General features: G+C 70.0%; 21 protein-coding genes. 13 read left to right on the forward strand and 8 right to left on the reverse strand.

The window, feature by feature from the left end:
• Positions 1–51: 51 nt before the first annotated feature.
• The 7 genes from STRTU_RS06815 to STRTU_RS06845 form a co-directional block, all read right to left on the reverse strand.
• Positions 52–1,560 carry a nucleobase:cation symporter-2 family protein gene (locus tag STRTU_RS06815; RefSeq protein ID WP_371873563.1) on the reverse strand — a complete coding sequence of 503 codons (1,509 nt, stop codon included), beginning with the start codon at positions 1,558–1,560 and terminating at the stop codon, positions 52–54.
• A 298-nt stretch (positions 1,561–1,858) separates the two neighbouring features.
• Positions 1,859–3,262: an 8-oxoguanine deaminase gene (locus tag STRTU_RS06820; RefSeq protein WP_159742716.1), complete on the reverse strand. Its 1,404-nt coding sequence runs from the start codon at positions 3,260–3,262 to the stop codon at positions 1,859–1,861.
• Positions 3,263–3,350: 88 nt separating this feature from the next.
• A complete protein-coding gene (pucL, locus tag STRTU_RS06825) occupies positions 3,351–4,331 on the reverse strand; it encodes a factor-independent urate hydroxylase (RefSeq protein ID WP_159742717.1) in 981 nt (326 codons plus the stop codon).
• Between the two features lie 7 nt (positions 4,332–4,338).
• Entirely contained in the window at positions 4,339–4,782 is a 444-nt protein-coding gene (uraH, locus tag STRTU_RS06830) for a hydroxyisourate hydrolase (RefSeq protein ID WP_159742718.1), read from the reverse strand.
• A complete protein-coding gene (gene uraD / locus STRTU_RS06835) occupies positions 4,779–5,330 on the reverse strand; it encodes a 2-oxo-4-hydroxy-4-carboxy-5-ureidoimidazoline decarboxylase (RefSeq protein ID WP_159742719.1) in 552 nt (183 codons plus the stop codon). The genes uraH and uraD overlap by 4 nt, the downstream gene beginning before the upstream one ends.
• Positions 5,331–5,547: 217 nt before the next feature.
• Entirely contained in the window at positions 5,548–5,946 is a 399-nt protein-coding gene (locus STRTU_RS06840; RefSeq protein ID WP_159742720.1) for a helix-turn-helix domain-containing protein, read from the reverse strand.
• Positions 5,943–6,212, reverse strand: a complete 270-nt coding sequence (locus tag STRTU_RS06845) for a YkoF family thiamine-binding protein (RefSeq protein ID WP_167539122.1) — start codon at positions 6,210–6,212, stop codon at positions 5,943–5,945. Before STRTU_RS06845 ends, STRTU_RS06840 begins: the two co-directional genes overlap by 4 nt.
• A gap of 134 nt (positions 6,213–6,346) precedes the next feature.
• Between STRTU_RS06845 and STRTU_RS06850 the strand changes: the two genes are divergently transcribed.
• The 13 genes from STRTU_RS06850 (at position 6,347) to STRTU_RS06910 (ending at position 17,414) form a co-directional block, all read left to right on the forward strand.
• The gene (locus tag STRTU_RS06850; protein ID WP_159742721.1) at positions 6,347–7,189 is read left to right on the forward strand and encodes a TIM barrel protein; all 843 of its coding nucleotides are present in this window, start codon (positions 6,347–6,349) and stop codon (positions 7,187–7,189) included.
• 30 nt (positions 7,190–7,219) lie between these two features.
• On the forward strand, positions 7,220–8,119 hold the full coding sequence (locus STRTU_RS06855; RefSeq protein WP_159742722.1) for a 2-hydroxy-3-oxopropionate reductase: 900 nt from the start codon (positions 7,220–7,222) through the stop codon (positions 8,117–8,119).
• A gap of 240 nt (positions 8,120–8,359) precedes the next feature.
• Entirely contained in the window at positions 8,360–9,817 is a 1,458-nt protein-coding gene (locus tag STRTU_RS06860) for a catalase (protein ID WP_159746743.1), read from the forward strand.
• A 323-nt stretch (positions 9,818–10,140) separates the two neighbouring features.
• Positions 10,141–10,902 carry a hypothetical protein gene (locus STRTU_RS06865; protein ID WP_159742723.1) on the forward strand — a complete coding sequence of 254 codons (762 nt, stop codon included), beginning with the start codon at positions 10,141–10,143 and terminating at the stop codon, positions 10,900–10,902.
• Between the two features lie 67 nt (positions 10,903–10,969).
• Positions 10,970–11,512 (forward strand): GNAT family N-acetyltransferase, encoded by a 543-nt coding sequence (locus STRTU_RS06870; protein WP_174878821.1) that lies wholly within the window; start codon positions 10,970–10,972, stop codon positions 11,510–11,512.
• 155 nt (positions 11,513–11,667) lie between these two features.
• Positions 11,668–12,039 carry a type VII secretion target gene (locus tag STRTU_RS06875; RefSeq protein ID WP_159742724.1) on the forward strand — a complete coding sequence of 124 codons (372 nt, stop codon included), beginning with the start codon at positions 11,668–11,670 and terminating at the stop codon, positions 12,037–12,039.
• Positions 12,040–12,098: 59 nt separating this feature from the next.
• Positions 12,099–13,697: a cysteine peptidase family C39 domain-containing protein gene (locus tag STRTU_RS06880; protein WP_159742725.1), complete on the forward strand. Its 1,599-nt coding sequence runs from the start codon at positions 12,099–12,101 to the stop codon at positions 13,695–13,697.
• A 10-nt stretch (positions 13,698–13,707) separates the two neighbouring features.
• A complete protein-coding gene (locus STRTU_RS06885; RefSeq protein ID WP_159742726.1) occupies positions 13,708–14,217 on the forward strand; it encodes a protease inhibitor I42 family protein in 510 nt (169 codons plus the stop codon).
• Between the two features lie 62 nt (positions 14,218–14,279).
• The gene (locus STRTU_RS06890; protein ID WP_246240168.1) at positions 14,280–14,645 is read left to right on the forward strand and encodes a hypothetical protein; all 366 of its coding nucleotides are present in this window, start codon (positions 14,280–14,282) and stop codon (positions 14,643–14,645) included.
• Positions 14,646–14,734: 89 nt separating this feature from the next.
• On the forward strand, positions 14,735–15,115 hold the full coding sequence (locus tag STRTU_RS06895; RefSeq protein WP_159742728.1) for an MmcQ/YjbR family DNA-binding protein: 381 nt from the start codon (positions 14,735–14,737) through the stop codon (positions 15,113–15,115).
• A 37-nt stretch (positions 15,116–15,152) separates the two neighbouring features.
• The gene (locus STRTU_RS06900; RefSeq protein WP_159742729.1) at positions 15,153–15,428 is read left to right on the forward strand and encodes an NUDIX hydrolase; all 276 of its coding nucleotides are present in this window, start codon (positions 15,153–15,155) and stop codon (positions 15,426–15,428) included.
• A 23-nt stretch (positions 15,429–15,451) separates the two neighbouring features.
• On the forward strand, positions 15,452–16,051 hold the full coding sequence (locus tag STRTU_RS06905; RefSeq protein ID WP_246240171.1) for a hypothetical protein: 600 nt from the start codon (positions 15,452–15,454) through the stop codon (positions 16,049–16,051).
• Positions 16,052–16,169: 118 nt separating this feature from the next.
• Positions 16,170–17,414 (forward strand): multidrug effflux MFS transporter, encoded by a 1,245-nt coding sequence (locus STRTU_RS06910; RefSeq protein WP_246240173.1) that lies wholly within the window; start codon positions 16,170–16,172, stop codon positions 17,412–17,414.
• Here STRTU_RS06910 and STRTU_RS06915 read toward each other — a convergent pair.
• Complete coding sequence (locus tag STRTU_RS06915) at positions 17,356–18,984, reverse strand: AMP-binding protein (protein WP_159742732.1); 1,629 nt, start codon at positions 18,982–18,984, stop codon at positions 17,356–17,358. The genes STRTU_RS06910 and STRTU_RS06915 overlap by 59 nt on opposite strands.
• Positions 18,985–19,179: the final 195 nt, after the last annotated feature.

Below are 19,179 nucleotides of genomic sequence, written 5' to 3' on the forward strand. Positions count from 1 at the left end.
GCGGGCGGCCGCCCTCGCGTGAGTCGGGCGGGCGCCGCGGGCCGCCCCGCGTCAGTGTGCGGGCGCCGCCGCGGCCGGATCGCCCGCGGGCTCCTCGGCTGCCGCGCCCCGGGCCGCCGGGTCCCCGGCCACGGAGTCCCGGGCCGCCGTGCCCCCGGCCGCCCGCTCCGCGTCCACCGGCTCCGCGTCCACCGCGCTCCCATCCACCGCGCCCCCATCCGCCCTCTCCCGCCCCAAGTGGTTAAAGGCAAGGTTGAGCACGATGGCGACCAGGCAGCCGGTGCTGATGCCGGAGTCCAGGACGACCAGCAGGTCCTTGGGGAGGTGGTGGTAGAAGTCCGGGGCGGCGATCGGGATCAGGCCGATGCCGACGGCCGCCGCGACGATCAGGGCGTTGTCCCCCTTCTCCATCGCGGCGGAGGCCAGCGTCTGGATGCCGCTGGCGGCGACCGAGCCGAAGAGCACGATGCCGGCGCCGCCGAGGACCGGCAGCGGGACCAGCGAGATGACCGAGGCGGCCACCGGGCACAGGCCCAGCACGATCAGGATCAGACCGCCGGTCGCCACGACGAAGCGGCTGCGCACCTTGGTCATCGCGACCAGGCCGATGTTCTGGGCGAAGGCGCTGTTGGCGAAACCGTTGAACAGCGGGCTGACGGCGGTGCCGAGGGTGTCGGCGCGCAGTCCGCCCTCGATGGTGCGCTCGTCCGCCGGGCGGCCGACGATCCTGCCGAGGGCCAGCATGTCGGCCGTCGACTCGGTCATACAGACCAGCATCACGATGCACATGCTGATGATGGCGGCGAGGTCGAACTGCGGGGCGCCGAAGTGGAAGGGCGTCGGAAAGCCGATCAGGGACGCCTGGGAGAGCGCGGAGAAGTCGGTGATGCCGACGGGTATCGCGATCAGGGTGCCGGCGACCAGACCGAGCAGGATCGCGATCTGCTGGAGGAAACCGCGCAGCACCCGCCGCAGCACCAGCACGATCAGGAACGTCAGCGCGGCCATCCCGATGTTCGTCAGCGAACCGTAGTCCGGGGCCCGGTCGTTGCCGCCCTGGGACCAGTTGAAGGCCACCGGCAGCAGTGAGACGCCGATCAGGGTGATGACGGTGCCGGTGACGACCGGCGGGAAGAACCGTACGAGCTTGGAGAAGTACGGCGCGAGGAGGAAGCCCAGCACACCGGCGACGATCACCGCGCCGAAGATGACCGGGAGGGCGTCGTCGGGCCCCTGGGCCTTGCCGATGGCGACCATCGGTGTGACACCGGCGAACGAGACGCCGTTGACGAAGGGGAGCCGGGCGCCGACCTTCCAGAATCCGAGGGTCTGGAGGAGCGTGGCGATACCCGCGGTGAAGAGGCTGGCGCCCATCAGGAAGGCGGTCTCTGTGGCGCTCAGCCCGCAGGCCGGACCCACGATCATCGGTGGGGCCACCACACCCGCGTACATCGCGGCCACATGCTGGAGGCCGCTGGTGATCATCTTGAAGGGCGGGAGGGTCTCATCGACCGGATGTATCCGGTCCCCCTCCGACTGCTGCCCGGTCTTTGCGGCCACTGCGGGCCTCCTTCGTTTTCTGCGCCACCGGGGGCCGGCGGGGCGAGGCTGTCACGGAGGGCGTGCGATGTGGTGCGGGGTGCGGGAAGTCGCCTGGTGAGCGTGGGGCGGCCCGGTGCGCTTGTGGCGCGCGGGGGACGGTGGCGGTCGGGCCAACCGGACCCGGGGGTACGGGAGTTCCCGCATCCCCGGGGTCCGGCGCTGGTGGATCCCGCTCGGATCCACCCGCCCGGCCGGGAGCCGTCCCTCCCGGCCGAGTTCAGGGGTGTGCGTCGGTCGTGGGACCGCGCCGTGGGGGTCAGCCCTCGGCGGCGATACGGGCCAGACGCTGTGCCTCCGCCCGCGCGGTGCGGGCGATGGTGTCCTCATCGACGTTGCTGAGGTGGTTGTCCTCGACGACCGGCCGGCCGCCGACGAGGGAGAGGGTGACGGGGGCGGCCGGGCCGAAGACCAGCGCGGTGACCGGGTCGGCGATGGAGGAGTGCCCGAGGCCGTCCAGCTTCCACAGCACCAGGTCGGCGAGCTTGCCGGCCTCCAGCGAGCCGATCTCGGAGGTCCGGCCGAGGACCTGCGCTCCGCCGTAGGTACCCAGCCGCAGCGCCTTGCGGGCGTTGAGGGCGGCTTCCCTGTGGGCGCCGAGCCGGTTGATGAGCAGGGCGTTGCGCAGCTCGGTGTGGAGTTCGCCGGACTCGTTGGAGGCGGTGCCGTCGACACCGAGGCCGACCGGGACGCCGGCCGCGAGCATGTCGGGGACCCGGGCGATACCGGCCGCGAGGCGGGCGTTGGAGGACGGGCAGTGCGCGACGCCGGTGCCGGTGCGGGCGAAGGCGGCGATGTCGGAGTCGTTCATATGGACGCAGTGCGCCATCCACACGTCGTCACCGAGCCAGCCGGTCGACTCGAAGTAGTCGGTCGGGCCCATGCCGAACAGCTCGTGGCAGAACTTCTCCTCCTCCACGGTCTCCGAGCCATGGGTATGCATCCGTACGCCCTTACGGCGGGCCAACTCGGCGCCCTGCCGCATGAGTTCGGTGGACACGGAGAACGGCGAGCAGGGCGCCGCGGCGATCTGCACCATCGCGCCGAAGGAGGTGTCGTGGTGGGTGTCGATGGCCTCCTCGGTCGCCAGCAGGGCGCCTTCGGTGGTCTCGACGGCGAAGTCCGGGGGCAGTCCGCCGTCCTTCTCGCTGCGGTCCATGGAGCCGCGGGCCAGGGTGATCCGCGCGCCGATCTCCGCGACGGCCGCCAGCTCGGCGCTCACGAGGTCGCCGGAGCCCCGCGGGAAGACATAGTGGTGGTCGGAGGCGGTGGTGACCCCGCCCTTGACCATCATGCCGAGCGAGCCCTGGGTGGCCGCGGCGAGCATCGGGGCGTCGATACGGGCCCAGGTCGGGTAGAGCGCCACCAGCCAGTTGAACAGGTTGTGGTCGGTGGCCAGCCCCCGGGTGATCCACTGATAGAAGTGGTGATGGGTGTTGATCAGGCCCGGGGTGACGAGGTGTCCCGTGCCATCGATCCGCCGGACGACATTCTCCAGCCCCTCGGGAGCCTTGCCCGCGCCCACCGACTCGATGACCTGGTCCGCGACGACCACATGGCCGGTGGCGTACTCGGTGTCCTGGGCGTCGACGGTCGCGATGGCGCAGTTCTCGATGACGAGGCGCTGCTTCACCGCGCTGTCAGGGGATGCCGGTGCTGCCATGGTGCGTTTCCTTCTTTCCGGGATGTGCGCCCCCTCCCCGATGCGGGTGGGGAGGGGAACGCACGGCACGGCGTTGCGCCGGAGCCGCTCAGAGGTTGGTCAGATCCACCGGGATCCGGGGCTCGACACCGTCGCGCAGAACAGTGGCTTCGATCAGTCCGTACGGGCGGTCCGCCGCGTAATACACGGCTCCTTCGTCGGTATCGTTCTTCAGTCCGAACGGCTCCAGATCCACCAGGAAGTGATGCTTGTTCGGGAGCGAGAAGCGGATCTCATCGACCTCCGAGCGGTGATTGATGACCCGCGCCCCCATTTGGTACAGCGTCTGCTGGAGCGAGAGGCTGTAGGTCTCCGCGAAGGCCTGCAGCATGTGCTTCTTGACCTGCTCGTACGAACGCTCCCAGTTCGGCATCCGCTGCTCGTCGTCGGTCCAGTTGAACCGCCAGCGGCCGGACACCTCGGTGGCGAGGATGCGGTCGTAGGCCTCCTTGAGCGTCGTGTACTTGTCCTTGATGTAGCCCCAGAACTCCGAGTTGGTGGAGTTCATGACCACCAGGTCCTTCAGCCCGGAGATGACCTGCCAGCGCTCACCGTCGTAGGTGATCTCGGTCAGCCGGGTCTCCTGGCCCTTGCGGACGAAGGAGTGCTGGACCTCGTCGGCGCCGATGAAGCGGGAGTTGGCGTCGGAGCCGGCGATCCGCTCCCAGGCGTACTCCTCGATCCGGATACGGGCCCGGTGGATCGGCTCCTGGCTGCTGACGAAGTGCCGCGCCAGGTGGATGCCGAACTGCTCGGCCGACTCGATCCCGTACTCCTTGGCGAAGGCGTACACGGTGTTCTTGGTGGTGTCCGTCGGCAGGCAGTGGGCGTTGGAGCCGGAGAGGTGGACCTCTTCCAGGTCGCCGGAGAGCGACACCGAGACGTTCAGGTCCTTGATGTGGTGCTTGGCGCCGTCCCGGGTGATCTTGACGACGCGGTTTTCGGCTTTGCCGTACTGGTTCTGTCCGAGCATCACAGGGCGGGCCGGGCGGGAATCGGCAGCGCGGGCCGGGCGGGAATGGGCAGTCATGTCGGTGCTAGCTCCCTCGGTATACGGAGTAGCCGAACGGGTTGAGCAGCAGCGGTACGTGATAGTGCTCGCCCGGCCGGACGGCAAAGGTGATTGCCACCTCCGGGAAGAACGCACCGCTGTCCCTTACGCGGGGGGCGTCCTGCTGTTCCTCGGCTTGCTGGTGTGCGGTGCGGTGTGCGCCGTGCTGGTCTGAAGCGCTGTGCTGGTCTGGAAAGAAGTACTCCTCGACGGCGAAGTCGAGGCGCACATGGGTGGTGCCGGCCGGCAGCTCCGGCAGGTCCTTGCAGCGTCCGTCCGCGTCGGTGGTGGACGCACCGTGGGCGGTCCAGGCGGCGTCGCGACCGGCGCGCACCGACAGCGTGAGGGCGACGCCCTCCGCGGGGCGGCCCACGCTGGTGTCCAGGATGTGGGTGGACACCGACGTAGGTGCGGCCGTCTCGCCACTCATGCTGCGTCTCCTTCTCCGTGCTCCGCGATACGGGTCAGACGAATGCGGTTGATCTTGCCGAGTTCGGTACGAACGATCTCTCGTTCCTGTTCCGGCGTATTGCCGATCCGGAGACGAACGGCGTCCCGCATCTGCTCCCCGGTACGGCCGGAGGCGCAGATCAGAAAGACATGCCCGAACTTCTCCTGGTAGGCCAGGTTGAGTTCCAGCATCTCCGCCTTGAGCGCGTCGGAGGCGCCCGCCATGCCGCTCTGCTCCCGGCGCGAGGCCGGATCACCCGGCTTCGGCCGCCCGATGGGCGGATGCCCGGCCATCGCCTCGGCCAGGTCGTCCGCGGTCAGCTCCGCCATGGCGGCATCACTCGCGGCGAACAGCTCGTCGGCGCCGGCATAGGGCCGCCGGGCGAGCATCCGCTCCCCCCACGCCCGGCTGGCACACACCTCGTGCAGCACGGCACGCGCCGTACCGTCCTCAGCGTTGTTGAACCGAATGAGCCCCGCCCGGGGCGCGGGGGCATCCCCCGCCGGGCGCGGTGAACTCGAAGACACGGGAAGCCTCCGTGGCCTGATGGTGCTGGACAGCTCTGCTTGGCTGGAAACAGCTAAGACCCCCGGCAACATCACGTCAACACTTTGTTGAAAACTCGGCGACGCGAAGGCCGCTGGATGGTGCGGCGGGAGGGGGCTCCGGCAACAGGGGCGCCAATCGGCCAGCCGGTCCGGGAATCGTGGGACGGCCGGCCTCGTGGACGAGCCGGCCGCCCGCTTACTCGCCTTCCACCTGCGGCTTTGCGTCGCGGGACGCGTTCTCGCGGTTCAGGTAGTTGTACACGGTGAAGCGGCTCACTCCGAGTGCGCCGGCGACCGTTTCCACGCCGTGGCGGACGGAGAAGGCGCCGCGGGACTCCAGGATGCGTACGACGGACTGCTTGGTTTTGCGGTCCAGGTCCGCCAGGGGTACGCCGTGGCGGCGCTGGAGTTCGGCGAGGATGTGGTCGAGGGAGTCGGAGAGGTGCGGGAGACGTACGGCTACGCGGTCCTGACCCTCCCAGGTCAGGACGACATCGTCACCCTCGGCCAGGTCCGGGGCGACCATCTGGCCGCCCATCGCGTCGATCAGCGGCTTGACCGCCTGGACGAAGGGGTGGTCGGCGGGGTTCGTCATGTCGCGTCCCCCTCGTCCTGCGCGGCCTCGCCGATCACGTTGACCTGCAGGGAGACGCGGGTGGCGCCCGCTTGCAGGGATTCGCGCAGCAGCGCGGTCACCGCGCCCAGCACCTGGTCGGCGTCGCCCTCTGCCGTATTGCCGAACGGGCCGACGTCTACGGCGTCCAGCTCGGCGCCCGTGACGACCTCCCGTGCCACCACCGCATGCGCCGGCGCCTCGTCCAGGTCGAACGGCTCCGTCGTGAACTCCACTCTCAATCGCACGCCGCTCAACCTACGCGCGGTTCGGCCCGGCCACCAGAAATTGCCCCGGGGGCCTCTTGACAGCCTCCGAGCGCGCCAGGCAGGGTTCCATTAAGCAGAAACATAGTTCCACTATACGGAAGGGCGCCGCGGTTATGGGTTTCCCGGACACTCGCTTCAACGTCAATCTGTCGATCCTGTTCACCGAGCTTCCGCTGCTGGAGCGGCCGGCGGCCGCGCGGGCGGCGGGGTTCACCGCGGTGGAGCTGTGGTGGCCGTGGGTGGACGCCCCGGTGCCGGAGCAGGCGGAGCTGGACGCACTGCGCGATGCGCTCAACGACGCGGGGACGCGGCTGGTGGGGCTGAACTTCTACGCCGGACAGCTGCCGGGGCCGGACCGTGGCGCGCTGTCGATTCCGGGGGAGGAGTCGGCGAGGTTCCGGGCCAATGTGCCGGTGGCGGTGGAGTTCGCCCGCTCACTGGGGTGCGCGAGCTTCAACGCGCTGTACGGCAACTGCGTCGAGGGCGTGGACCCGGCCGAGCAGGACCGGCTGGCGCTGGAGAACCTCGCGTTCGCCGCGCGGGCCGTGGCGGAGGCGGACGGCACTCTGCTGATCGAGGCGCTCAACGCCCCCGAGTCGCCGCACTGCCCGATCGTCTCGGCGCCGAAGGCGATCGAGGTCGTGGACACGGTGAACGCGGCGACGGGCCTGGACAACGCCCGCTTCCTGATGGACCTCTACCACCTGTCGATGAACGGTGAGGACCTGGACGAGGTCATCGACCGCTACACCCCCAAGACCGCGCATGTGCAGATCGCCGACAACCCCGGCCGCGGCGCCCCCGGTACCGGCGACCTCGACCTCGCCGGGCTGCTCGACCGCCTCGCCAAGGCCGGTTACGACGGCTGGACCGGCCTGGAGTACAAGCCCGGCGACCGCCCCAGCGCCGAGACCTTCGGCTGGCTCCCGGCCGACCGGCGCGGCGCCCGCTTCTGACACGTCGTAAGCGCTTCGAAAGAGATACCGATGAGCAATCTTCCCAAGGTCGCGTGGATCGGGCTGGGCATCATGGGTTCGCCCATGGCCGAGAACCTGATCAAGGCCGGCTACCCGGTGACCGGTTACACCCTGGAGGCCGACAAACTGGAGCGGCTGGCCAACAGCGGCGGGAGTGTGGCCGGCTCGGTCGCCGAGGCGGTCCGCGACGCCGACGTCATCATCACCATGGTCCCGGCCTCCCCGCAGGTCGAGGCCATCGCCTACGGCCCCGACGGCATCCTGGCCCACGCCCGGCGCGGCGCACTGCTGATCGACATGTCCTCGATCACCCCGCAGACCTCCATCGACCTCGCCCACGCCGCCGCCGACAAGGGCCTCCGCGTCCTGGACGCCCCGGTCTCCGGCGGCGAGGCCGGGGCGATCGAGGCGGTGCTGTCCATCATGGTCGGCGGGGAGCAGGCCGACTTCGACGCCGCCCGCCCGCTGCTGGAGGCGCTCGGCAAGACGATCGTGCGCTGCGGGCCGCACGGCTCGGGCCAGACGGTCAAGGCCGCCAACCAGCTCATCGTCGCCGTCAACATCCAGGCCTGCGCCGAAGCCGTCGTCTTCCTGGAGAAGTCCGGCGTCGACCTGAGCGCCGCCCTCGATGTCCTGGGCGGCGGGCTGGCCGGCTCCACCGTCCTGGCCCGCAAGAAGGACAACTTCACCACCCGCGACTTCCGCCCCGGCTTCCGCATCGACCTCCACCACAAGGACATGGGCATCGTCACCGACGCCGCCCGCACCGTCGGCGCCACCCTCCCCGTCGGCAGCCTCGTCGCCCAACTCATCGCCGCCCTCCGCGCACAAGGCGACGGCGGCCTCGACCACTCCGCCCTCCTGCGCGGCGTCGAACGCCTCTCCGGAGACCACACCAGCACCGCCTGAAGCCTCTCCGGGCACCCCACCGGGCCGCCCGGACGCTTCCCACCCGCTTCCGGGCGGTGGCCGCGCCGACACTTGTCCTGTCGCGCCCAGGTGCGGCCGCCGTCCGGAACACCTCTGCATGCCCCCTCAGGTTTGTTTCAACAAACTGTTGACGTCTGGTCGGAGCGCTTCCTACGCTCCCGACATGCGGAAGCCCACTTCCGCGCTCTCGTACGGAAGGTCACCATGTCGAAGCCCACGCTGACGGCGCGCTTTCTCACTACGGAGGCAGGCGCCCCCGTCGCCGACAACCAGAACTCCGCCACCGCCGGCGTCGGCGGCCCGATCGTCCTCCAGGACCAGCACCTGCTGGAGAAGCTCGCCCGCTTCAACCGCGAGCGCATCCCGGAGCGCGTGGTGCACGCCCGTGGGTCCGCGGCGTACGGCTACTTCGAGGTGACCGATGACGTCACCGGCTTCACCCGCGCCGACTTCCTCAACACCGTCGGCAAGCGCACCGAGACGTTCATCCGCTTCTCGACCGTCGCCGACAGCCTCGGCGGCCCGGACGCGGCCCGTGACCCGCGTGGCTTCGCCCTGAAGTTCTACACCGAGGAGGGCAATTACGACCTCGTCGGCAACAACACCCCGGTGTTCTTCATCAAGGACCCCATCAAGTTCCCCGACTTCATCCACTCGCAGAAGCGCGACCCCTTCACGGGCAAGCAGGAGCCGGACAACGTCTGGGACTTCTGGGCCCACTCCCCCGAGGCCACCCACCAGGTCACCTGGCTGATGGGCGACCGCGGCATCCCGGCCTCCTACCGCCATATGAACGGCTACGGCTCGCACACCTACCAGTGGACGAACGCCGAGGGCGCGGCCTTCTTCGTCAAGTACCACTTCAAGACCAACCAGGGCATCCGCTGCCTGGACGCCGAGCAGGGCGCCGCGCTGTCCGGCACCGACCCGAACAGCCACCAGACCGACCTGCTCCAGTCCATCGAGCGGGGCGTCTACCCCTCCTGGACGCTGTATGTGCAGATCATGCCGGCGGCCGAGGCGGCGAACTACCGCTTCAACCCGTTCGACCTGACGAAGGTTTGGCCGCACAGCGACTACCCGTTGCAGCGCGTGGGCCGGCTGGTCCTGGACCGCAACCCCGACAATGTCTTCGCCGAGGTCGAGCAGTCCGCGTTCTCCCCGAACAACTTCGTGCCGGGCATCGGCCCGTCCCCGGACAAGATGCTCCAGGGCCGGCTCTTCGCCTACGCCGACGCACACCGCTACCGCCTGGGCGTCAACCACACCCAGCTGCCGGTGAACGCCCCCAAGGCCACCACGGCCGAGAACTACGGCCGCGACGGTCTGATGGCGACCAACGGCTACGACCGGTACGCCAAGAACTACGAGCCCAACTCCTACAGCGGCCCGGTGCAGACCGACCGGCCGCTGTCCGCGCCCCTCGCCGTCTCCGGCCACGTCGGCACCCATGAGGCCCCCGCGCACACCAAGGACGACGACTTCTTCCAGGCCGGTGAGCTCTACCGGCTGATGTCCGAGGACGAGAAGAAGCGGCTGGTGAACAACATCGCCGGTGGTCTCTCCCAGGTCAGCCGCGACGATGTGATCGAGAAGAACCTCGCCCACTTCCACGCCGCCGACCCCGACTACGGCAAGCGCGTCGAGGTCAGGGTCCGCGAACTGCGCGAGGACTGACGGGAGGTCAGTTACTCGTGCGTCCGTACCGGCGGCCCGTTGAGGGGTGGCCTGCCGGTACGGAGTGGGAGCGCGAGCTCCGCGGCATACGGGAGCACCCAGTGCGGTGGCAGCGCTCGCCCGGCAGGAAGGGCGAGCCCGCTCCCCCGCCGCGGAGCCCGCCTCCCCCCACCCCACGTCTCCGTCCGGCGGTGCGATGTCCGTCGCGCCCGATTGCCTGGCACTCTCCGCCGCAATTCGGCCCCCGGCGACCGGATTTGGGGGGACCATGGGGGCAGCAGCAGATCCGACCTGTCTGCCGCCCGACCTGCCAGGAGTCGACCATGGCCGACAGCGTGCCGGTGCGGTGCCCCACGTGCCGCCGCGAGAACGCCTTCACCCCGCCCACCTTCCCGTGCGCCTGCGGTGCCCCGCTCACCCTGCCCGTGCTACGCGGCGGCGTGCCCGTCGAGATACTCCACCGCACCTGGCAGGCGTCCTGGGTGGAGGTGCGCTGTGAGGTCTGCGGACGGCAGGACGAGTGGCCGGCGCCGGAGTCCGGCTGTGCCTGCGGCACGGTCGTCCGGGTCCCCGTCGCCCCGGCGCCCACTCCGCCACCGCCGAACTTCCCGTCCCCCGGGCTGCCCGGACCGCCCCGACCAACCGCGCCGAAGCCCGCCGCGCCACCCGCCGCCGGCCCTCCGGGCGCCGTACCGCGTCCCGCGTTCCGCCCGGTCACGATCCGTACGGCCCGCGACTGCGTCACCGCCGCCGAGCAGTATCTGAAGTGGCTGGGCTACGCCGATGTCGCACGGACCAAGGAGCGCACCGCCTCCGGGGTGGACCTGCGCGGCACGGGCGTGGTCGCCCAGGTCGACCCGACCACCCACGCCACCAAGCTGCGCGAGATCGAGTGCATCTGGCTCAACGGCCTCAACGACTCCGCGATAGCGGTCTTCTTCTCCCTCGCCGGCTACGCCCGCGACGCCCGCGCCCGCGCCGACGACCTGCACCTCCCGCTGTTCGTCATGGACCTCACGGGCACCCCGCAACCGGTCAACGACCCGGCCGACGAACTGATCAAGTACGGCGCGGCGGGACGGTGACCGGACCGTCCGGGACCGGCCCCGGAACTCGCTCGCCCGCCCCGTCGGAACCGGCGACACTGGTCTCGTGATCATCCAGGTGCCCACCCTCGGCGAACTGCCCACCCTGCGCGCCATCGAGCGGGCCGCCGGAGAGCCCTTCCGCGCACTCGGCATGACCTCGGTCGCCGACGACGAGCCGCCGTCACTGGAGCAGTTGACCGAGTTCCAGCGGACGGGACGGGCACTGGCCGCGTACGAGGAAGCGGGGCCGGGAGGCGGCGGCCACGGCCCGGTGGGCTATCTGCTCTGGGAGCCGGTCGACGGCCGCACCCATATCGAGCAGGTGTCGGTCCACCCGGACCAGGCCCATCGCGGTATCGGCCGGGCCCTCATCGACCGGGCGGAGCGTGACGGCGGCCCGGCCGCACTGACCCTGACCACCTTCGCCGAAGTGCCGTGGAACGCCCCGTATTACGCCCGGATCGGCTTCCGTATCCTCCCCGGGGCCGAACTCACCCCGGGGCTACGGGCGATCCGCGCCCAGGAGGCGGCCCTGGGGCTGGACCGCTGGCCGCGCGTGGTGATGCGCCGGGAGCCGGGCCCGGGGTCCGGCCGGCCCTCGCCGTGACGCTTGCCAAGTCCTCACACCGGGCCGGTGCCTCGCGGACCCGCCACGCGCCACACCGTTACGATGATCTTCGCTCCGGCGGCATGTCAGGGACCTGCCGCCCTTCGGCGTGCCACGCCAGGTGCGGACTGCACACCACGAACACAGGGGGATCGATGGCCGGCCACTCCGGATTCCACGTCCAAAAGGGCGGCATGGAGGCCGAGGCGAAGAAGCTCGACTCGGCCGGCGACGACACCGGTGACATCAAGTCCGGCATCAGCGACGCGGTCAGCTACGACAACGACATCCTCGGCGGCTCCGATTCCGGCCCCGCCTACCGGTCGTTCTCCACCGCCTGGCAGAACGAGGCGAAGACGCTCGAAAGCGCGCTCCACGAACTCGCCGACAAAGTCCGCGCCTCCCAGGGCAATTACGACCAGACCGACCGCGAAGTGATCTCCGAGGTCGGCTCGGCGGCAGGCGCCGGAGGTTCCCAGGTGTACACCCGGCCTGCCGCAGTGACCGACCCGTCTCCCTTCGGCTGAGTCCGGCCCGCGCTTTCCGCCCCACGACCGCATCGCACACAAAGGCCTTTCCACACTCGATGGCTGAGCAGGGATCCACCACAGAGCGTCGCGCCAAGCTGGAGGAGTGCCACAAGCAGCTCCTCGACTGCGACAACAAGAACGAGATGATCGGCCTGATCAACACCGCCCTCGCCGTCCCGGCCCCGGTCGGCTCCCCCGGAACGATCGAACTGCTGGGCAAGCGCTACCACACCCAGTCGAGAGCCGCCGAAGAGGTCACCGTCAAGGTCAGCCAGGTGGCCACGTCGGGCCTGCCGGAGGTCTGGGTGGGGAAGGCCGGCGTGGCGGCGTCCGAGGCCGTGCAGGCCGCCGCCCGTGCGGCCCAGCAGATGACCGAAGCCCTGCAGAAGGGCGGCAACGCGCTGCTGCACCTGAGTGACGCGGTCGACGCCGCACAGAAACTGGACCGGACCGGCCGGGGCCAATTGAGCGAGGCGCTGGACACTCTCGGTTCCGAGGACGGTTTCTTCGACAGCATGGTGGACACCGACGAGGAGGAGGACGCGATCTGGCGGGCCGGCACGGTGGCCACCGCCGGTGTCGAGAAGATGCGCTCCGCGGCACGGTCCGCCGACGACGCGGGCCGCGCGGCCGCCCGTGACCTCAACAAGTTCGCCTCCGAGGCGCGGGCCGGGAAGATGCACACCAGTGGCCTGACCGCCGCCGACAAACTCGCCCTCGCGGACACCGCGGGCCCCGGCGGCCCCGCGGAGATGAACGAGCTGCTGAGCGCGAACGACCTCGAACGCTCCGGCCGGTACATGGAGAAGATGAGCGCCCGCGACCGCGCCGCGTTCGACAGGATGCTCGCCGACTCCAAGTCGCCGCAGGAACGTGCCTACCTGGTCAAGGCGTTGGCCGCGGGGCATGACCTGGACGCCGTGTCGGACTTCCAGGGAAAGATCCACGGCAAGGACCCGGCCTGGCTCCAGCGCCACCTCACCCCGGTGACCACCGCCGCGGACAGCATGGACGACGAGGGGCGCGCCAAGGACGGCAGGAACGTCAACACCGACGGCCAGGCTTTCAACGGCGAGCGGTGGAAGCAGGAGGGAAGGACCTGCGTTCCGTCCTCCACCGTGGGCGCACGGGCCATGGTCGACCCCGTCTACGCCCTCGGACTCACCGGTGGCTCGTCCGGCCAGGAGGACGACCCCGAGGCGTTCCGCCACCGGTTGCGCGCCGAACAGCAGCGGGTGCACGACGAAGGCGACGGGGGCTACAAGTATGACTTCTCGCTCTCCCGGCGCCCCGACGGCATGGACGATGACGGTGCGTCCACCGTGGCCAACAAGGAGATCAGCCCGCACACCGGAGCGTCGTACGACCTCCAGCACACCCAGGGCGCTGATTCCCGGCGCGATGTGCTGCCGGACGTCGAGAAGTCCGTGGCCGAAGGCAAACCGGTGCCGATCATCGTCGAGGGGTACGAGGACGGTGATCGCTCCGGCCACCAGATGATGATCATCGGCCAGGAGGGCGACAAGCTCCAGGTCTACAACCCCTGGGGCACCACCACCTGGGTCAGCGAGGACGACTTCGTCAACGGCGGAATGGGCAAGGCCTCCGACAACAGCTTGCCCGACACCTATGCCGTCCAGCTGCCCGCCGACTGAAGTGATCCTGATGCCTACTCACCTTCCGAACGCCATCCTTCGCCGGGCACTCACCACGCTCACCACGCTCACCGCCCTCACCGCCCTCACCGCCCTCACCACCCTCACCGGCTGCGGTCTCCTCGGCCCCTCCACGTACGACACGGACGAGACCGCCATCGAGGCCGACTCCGGCGAGAAGTTCACGCTGTCCGTGCCCTCCAACTCCTCGCTCGGCGAACACTGGTATGTGGCCGAGCCGAAGCCCGCCGCCCGTGTGCTGCGCGCGGCAGGTGAGGACCGGGAGAACCCGGGGGGCGACGCGATCGGGGCAGGCGGCGGCCGCCAGCTCTTCCACTTCAAGGCCGTCGGCCGGGGAAGCACCACGATCCGGCTGATCCACTGCCCCGTGGGCTCCTGCATCGACAAGGGCGAGGACTCGGCCACGGCGTCCCCGCCGCCCTCGCCGTCCCCCGGCTCCACGGTCGTACCGAGAGTAGACCCGCCGACCTACCACAGCTATCACGTCACCGTGAAGTGACCGACTCCGAGACAGGTATGCATCCCTCACCTCCCCCAAGCCGGACCGACGACGAACTCGCCATGCTGGATGTCACGGCGCTGCTGCGCTACGGCATCGGATTCGGTGGCGCGCACCGCACCACGCTCTTCGGGGACGGGGCGGTGGGCGCCGCCGTCGTACTCGACCGGCAGGGCGTCCTTCCGCGCGCGATGGCCTTCCTCGCCGAGATCGTCCGCAGCGGCGGTACCACCTACGCCGCCGCCCTCCCCGAGCCGGTGCCGGGCGAGGCCGCGGCACAACTCGTGCGTGGCTGGCTGCAGTCGGCAGCGTCCGTGGTGCGCACCGTGGAGGGCGACCAGGACGTCGCCCGGTGGCTGCAGTCCGTCGCCGCCCTCATGGCGCTCCGGCTCACGTACCGGACCAGGAGCACCAGGTCCGGAGGCTGAGCCGCTCCGGAGGGGCGCCGGCCGGCGGGCAACCGGAATGGCTCATCCGGTAATGCTTCAGACCTCAGCGAGCCCCGCATAATGCAGCCATGATCGACCCACAGGCCCTCCAGGCCGTCTGCCTGGATTTCAATGGTGCGAGCGAGGAGTTCCCCTTCCCTGGGCACCCGGATGTGTCGACCTTCAAGGTCGGCGGCAAGATCTTCGCGCTGACGACACTGACCGACACACCACTCACCGTGAGCCTCAAGTGCGACCCCGAGCTGGCACAGCGGCTACGGGCGGCGCACCCCGAAGTCGTGCCCGGCTATCACCTCAACAAGCGGCACTGGAACACCGTTTCTCTGGATGGAGACCTTCCCGACCGGCTCGTGCTGGACATGATCGAGGATTCGTACGACCTCGTGGTGGCGTCGTTGCCCAGGGCTCAGCGGCTGTTGCTGGACTGGCCGGGTGAGCGGCGGGCCTGAGCAGGGCCCGGCCTACGCGGCCGCGTAGGCCGGCGGGATGCGAACTCCCCGACAGGCGGCCGGAGTTGCCGTGCTCGACCCGGGCGGCGCGCTCTTCCTCCTCCGGTACGACAACGAAGAGGTGGGGCTTCACTGGGCGATGCCAGGTGGCGGCCTGGACCCCGGCGAGACTCCCTGGTGGACCCCGGCTGAGCTGGCCGCCTCCGCCGATCCGCTCCGGCCGCCCCGCCTCGCCGACCTGCTCGCACTGTGGCGCGGCCGGCCGGGCCACGCCACGGCACCCGAGCCGGTCGACCTGGGACTGACCTTGTGACCCACGTTCACCAGCTTGCGGGCGTGGCTGGTTCGCGCACGTCGGAGGCCACGTACGCGGCGTACTACGCGTCGATCGCGCAGGTCGAGGAGAGCGGCGACGGGACCGTCCGGCACCGGCTGCGTCCGGAGGCCGGCGACGGCACGATCGAGGTGACGTCGTTGCGGAGCGGATTCGACATCGTCAGGTACGACGTCGCGTTCGCCGGAGGGCACCGGGTCGGGTACAGCTTCCCGGGCGATCACTTCGAGCTGGAGCACTGCGTCGACGGGCGCATGTCCATCCGCGAGACCCACTCCGGCGCCGGTGAACTGCGCGCCCGTTCGGTGGCGCTGAGCCCCCGGTGCGCCACCGAGGGCGTCGTCGCGCATGGCGACGGCGAGCGGTACCGGGCGGTGTCGATCACCGGGACCTGGAGCGGGTTGACGTCCCGTCTTGGCGGTTTCGGGGTGGACGCCTTGCCCGACAACCGGCCGGAGAGCGTGGCGCGCGAGCAGTATCTGGGCGGCCGGTCCTCCGGGATCGGGCACGAGGTCGGCTATGCCTCGCCCAGCAACTTCGGCTACGCCTTCCGGCGCGACCGGGGCATCACCCCCGCCAAGTTCCGGCGGGCGCACTCCTGACGCCCGTCCGGCGAAGCACCGCGCTCCACATTCCAGGGCTCGTCGCTCCACACCGCGACGCGGTCCCGCCACCGACGATGGGGCGATAAGCAGACACCATCGGAATGGGGGGAGAGCGGTGGCAACCGTCGGTAGGGATTCCGCGGCTCCTGGGACCGGGCAGGGCCGGCTGGTGGTCGTCCTGGGTGGGCTCTCGGCGGTATCACCGTTCGCCACCGATATGTACGCACCCGGCTTTCCCGGGATCGTCAGGTCGTTCGGGACCACGGGGACGGCCGTCCAACTCTCCCTGGCAGCCTGCCTCGTCGGGCTCGCCGTCGGCCAGGTCGTACTGGGCCCGGTCAGCGACGCGAGGGGGCGACGGCGCTTGCTGCTGGCCGGTTCCGGCATGTTCTCCGTGTGGTCCTTGGTCTGCGCGCTCGCCCCGTCCATCGCGGTGTTCGATGTGGCCCGCTTACTGCAGGGGATCGCCGGCAGCGCGGGGCTCGTCGTCGGGCGGGCGGTCATCAGCGACCGGTTCTCCGGCGTCCAGGCAGCGCGCCAACTCGCCACGCTGAGCGTGATCGCGATGACCGCGCCGGTTCTGGCGCCGGTCGCCGGAGGTCTCCTTCTCGGCATCGGCTCGTGGCGTCTGGTGTTTGTGGCGCTGGCCGTGACCGGGCTGGTGTTGTGGCTCGCGGTGCGGGCGTGGGTTCCCGAATCACTGCCTGCCGAACGGCGCCGCAGCGGCGGTCTGCGGGCTGTACTCGCCGCGATGGGCGGGCTGCTGCGGCGTCGCGAACTGGTCGGCTACCTGCTGGTGGTGGGGTGTGGTCTGGCCGCGCTGTTCGCGTATATCACCGGCTCCCCGTTCGTCTTCCAGGGCATCTACGGCTTGTCTCCCACCGGTTACGGCCTGGTCTTCGCCTCGAACGCCGTCGGCACCGTAGTGGCCGGTGCGCTCTTCGAACGGCTGGCCGGACCCGTACGTCTCCACTCCCTGCTGGTCATCGGCGTGCTCATCACCGTCGCCGCCATGGTCACGCTGGTGGCCCTGCTCGCCACCGGCATCAGCACACTCCCCACCACCTGGGCCTGCCTGTTCGGCCTGACTTTCGGGTTCGGCATACTGCTGCCCGCGTCGACCGCCCTCGTCCTCGCGGTCGGCAGCGATGCCCCAGGAGCCGCTTCCGGCATGCTCGGTGGCGCCCAGTTCGTGCTCGGCGCCGCGGCAGCACCACTGCCCGGCGTTCCGGGCGGCACCACCGCTATGTCGATGGGCGTGGTGGTACTGGGATGTGTTCTTCTCTCCGCGGTCGCGCTGGTCACGCTCGCCGGGCCGCCAACCGCTCCCGCAGTTCGACCTTGCGGACCTTGCCGCTGACCGTCATCGGGAAGGCGTCGAGGATCTCCAGGTAGCGCGGGACCTTGTAGTGGGCGAGGCGGGAGCGGCAGTAGGCGGCCAACTCTTCGTGGGTGAGGGGGTTTTCGGGGTCGCGGAGGATGACGCAGGCGGCGATTTCCTCGCCGTACTTTTCGTCGGGGACGCCGACGACCTGGACGTCGGCGATCTTGGGGTGGGAGTAGAGGAACTCTTCGATCTCTCGTGGGTAGACGTTCTCGCCGCCCCTGATGATCATGTCCTTGATGCGGCCGACGATCCGGACGTAGCCGTCGTCGTTCATCACCGCGAGATCGCCGGTGTGCATCCACCGGGCCGCGTCGATGACTTCGGCGGTGCGCTCGGGCTCCGCCCAGTAGCCGAGCATCACGCTGTAGCCGCGGGTGCGCAGTTCGCCGGGGGTGCCGCGGGGGACGGTCACCCCGCTCGTCGGATCGGCGACCTTCACCTCGATGTGCGGCAGCACCCGGCCGACGGTTCCGGTGCGGTGTGCGAGGTCGTCGTCGCGGCGGGTCTGGGTGGAGACCGGTGAGGTCTCGGTCATGCCGTAGCAGATGGAGACCTCGGTCATATGCATCTCGGCGACCACCCGCTTCATCACCTCCTCGGGGCACGGCGAGCCCGCCATGATGCCCGTACGGAGGGAGCTGAGGTCGTAGGAGGCGAAGTCGGGGTGGTTGAGCTCGGCGATGAACATGGTGGGGACGCCGTAGAGGGAGGTGCAGCGTTCGTCCTGGACGGCTCGCAAGGTGGCGTCGGCGTCGAAAGCCGGGCCCGGGATGACGATGCAGGCGCCGTGCGAGGTGCTGCCGAGGTTGCCCATGACCATGCCGAAGCAGTGGTAGAAGGGCACCGGCAGACAGACCCGGTCCTGTTCGGTGTAGCCGAGGGTTTCGCCGACCCAGTAGCCGTTGTTGAGGATGTTGTGGTGCGAGAGGGTGGCGCCCTTGGGGAAGCCGGTGGTGCCCGAGGTGTACTGGATGTTGACCGGGTCGTCAGCGGTCAGCTCCGCTTCGCAGGCGGTGAGCCGGTGCGGCGGGACGGTGGCGCCGGCGGCCAGCAGCCCGTCCCAGGTCGCGTCGCCCAGGTAGATCACCTCGCGCAGCTCCGGGCTCCCGTCGCGTACCTGCTCGATCATGCCGCGGTAGTCGCTGGTCCGGTGGTGGGTCGCGGACACCAGGACGGTGATGCCGGCCTGCCGCAGGACGTACGCCAACTCGTGGACGCGGTAGGCGGGGTTGACGTTGACGAGGATCGCGCCGATACGGGCGGTGGCGTACTGGACGAGGACCCACTCGGCGCAGTTGGGCGCCCAGATGCCGACCCGGTCGCCCTTCGCGACGCCCTTCGCGAGCAGACCGAGCGCCACCTCGTCGACCGCGCGGCCCAGTTCGCTGTAGGTCCAGCGGCGGCCGCTCGCCACCTCGACCAGCGCCTCGCGGTCGCCGAACCGGGCGATGGTGCGGGTCAGATCGGTCCCGATGGTGTGGCCGAGCAGCGGCCGCCCGGCGACCCCGCTGGCATACGACAGTTCCTGGTGCGGTGCGCTCATCGGTGGTTCTCCTCGCGGTACGCGGCACTTCCGTCGCCCTTGCGCGGTGCGCTCCCCGCAGTTCCATACGGGGATCTCGCCGGAGACGGAGACGGAGACGGTGTGGGGATCTTCACCAATCATCAGCCGGGGATCAACCCTTCCCGGCATCCAGGTCCTGTACGACCGCGCGACCAGGGAAGCGGTACGCAAACC

Origin of the sequence: Streptomyces tubercidicus (assembly GCF_027497495.1) — a bacterium.
Lineage (GTDB): Bacteria > Actinomycetota > Actinomycetes > Streptomycetales > Streptomycetaceae > Streptomyces > Streptomyces tubercidicus.

Coding starts and splice junctions, on each gene's coding strand:
- STRTU_RS06820 (WP_159742716.1), bottom strand. CDS start 3,262: ATGGCAGCACCGGCATCCCCTGACAGCGCGGTGAAGCAGCGCCTCGTC.
- pucL (WP_159742717.1), bottom strand. CDS start 4,331: ATGACTGCCCATTCCCGCCCGGCCCGCGCTGCCGATTCCCGCCCGGCC.
- uraH (WP_159742718.1), bottom strand. CDS start 4,782: ATGAGTGGCGAGACGGCCGCACCTACGTCGGTGTCCACCCACATCCTG.
- STRTU_RS06840 (WP_159742720.1), bottom strand. CDS start 5,946: ATGACGAACCCCGCCGACCACCCCTTCGTCCAGGCGGTCAAGCCGCTG.
- STRTU_RS06850 (WP_159742721.1), top strand. CDS start 6,347: ATGGGTTTCCCGGACACTCGCTTCAACGTCAATCTGTCGATCCTGTTC.
- STRTU_RS06855 (WP_159742722.1), top strand. CDS start 7,220: ATGAGCAATCTTCCCAAGGTCGCGTGGATCGGGCTGGGCATCATGGGT.
- STRTU_RS06865 (WP_159742723.1), top strand. CDS start 10,141: ATGGCCGACAGCGTGCCGGTGCGGTGCCCCACGTGCCGCCGCGAGAAC.
- STRTU_RS06875 (WP_159742724.1), top strand. CDS start 11,668: ATGGCCGGCCACTCCGGATTCCACGTCCAAAAGGGCGGCATGGAGGCC.
- STRTU_RS06880 (WP_159742725.1), top strand. CDS start 12,099: ATGGCTGAGCAGGGATCCACCACAGAGCGTCGCGCCAAGCTGGAGGAG.
- STRTU_RS06885 (WP_159742726.1), top strand. CDS start 13,708: ATGCCTACTCACCTTCCGAACGCCATCCTTCGCCGGGCACTCACCACG.
- STRTU_RS06890 (WP_246240168.1), top strand. CDS start 14,280: ATGCTGGATGTCACGGCGCTGCTGCGCTACGGCATCGGATTCGGTGGC.
- STRTU_RS06895 (WP_159742728.1), top strand. CDS start 14,735: ATGATCGACCCACAGGCCCTCCAGGCCGTCTGCCTGGATTTCAATGGT.
- STRTU_RS06900 (WP_159742729.1), top strand. CDS start 15,153: ATGCGAACTCCCCGACAGGCGGCCGGAGTTGCCGTGCTCGACCCGGGC.
- STRTU_RS06915 (WP_159742732.1), bottom strand. CDS start 18,984: ATGAGCGCACCGCACCAGGAACTGTCGTATGCCAGCGGGGTCGCCGGG.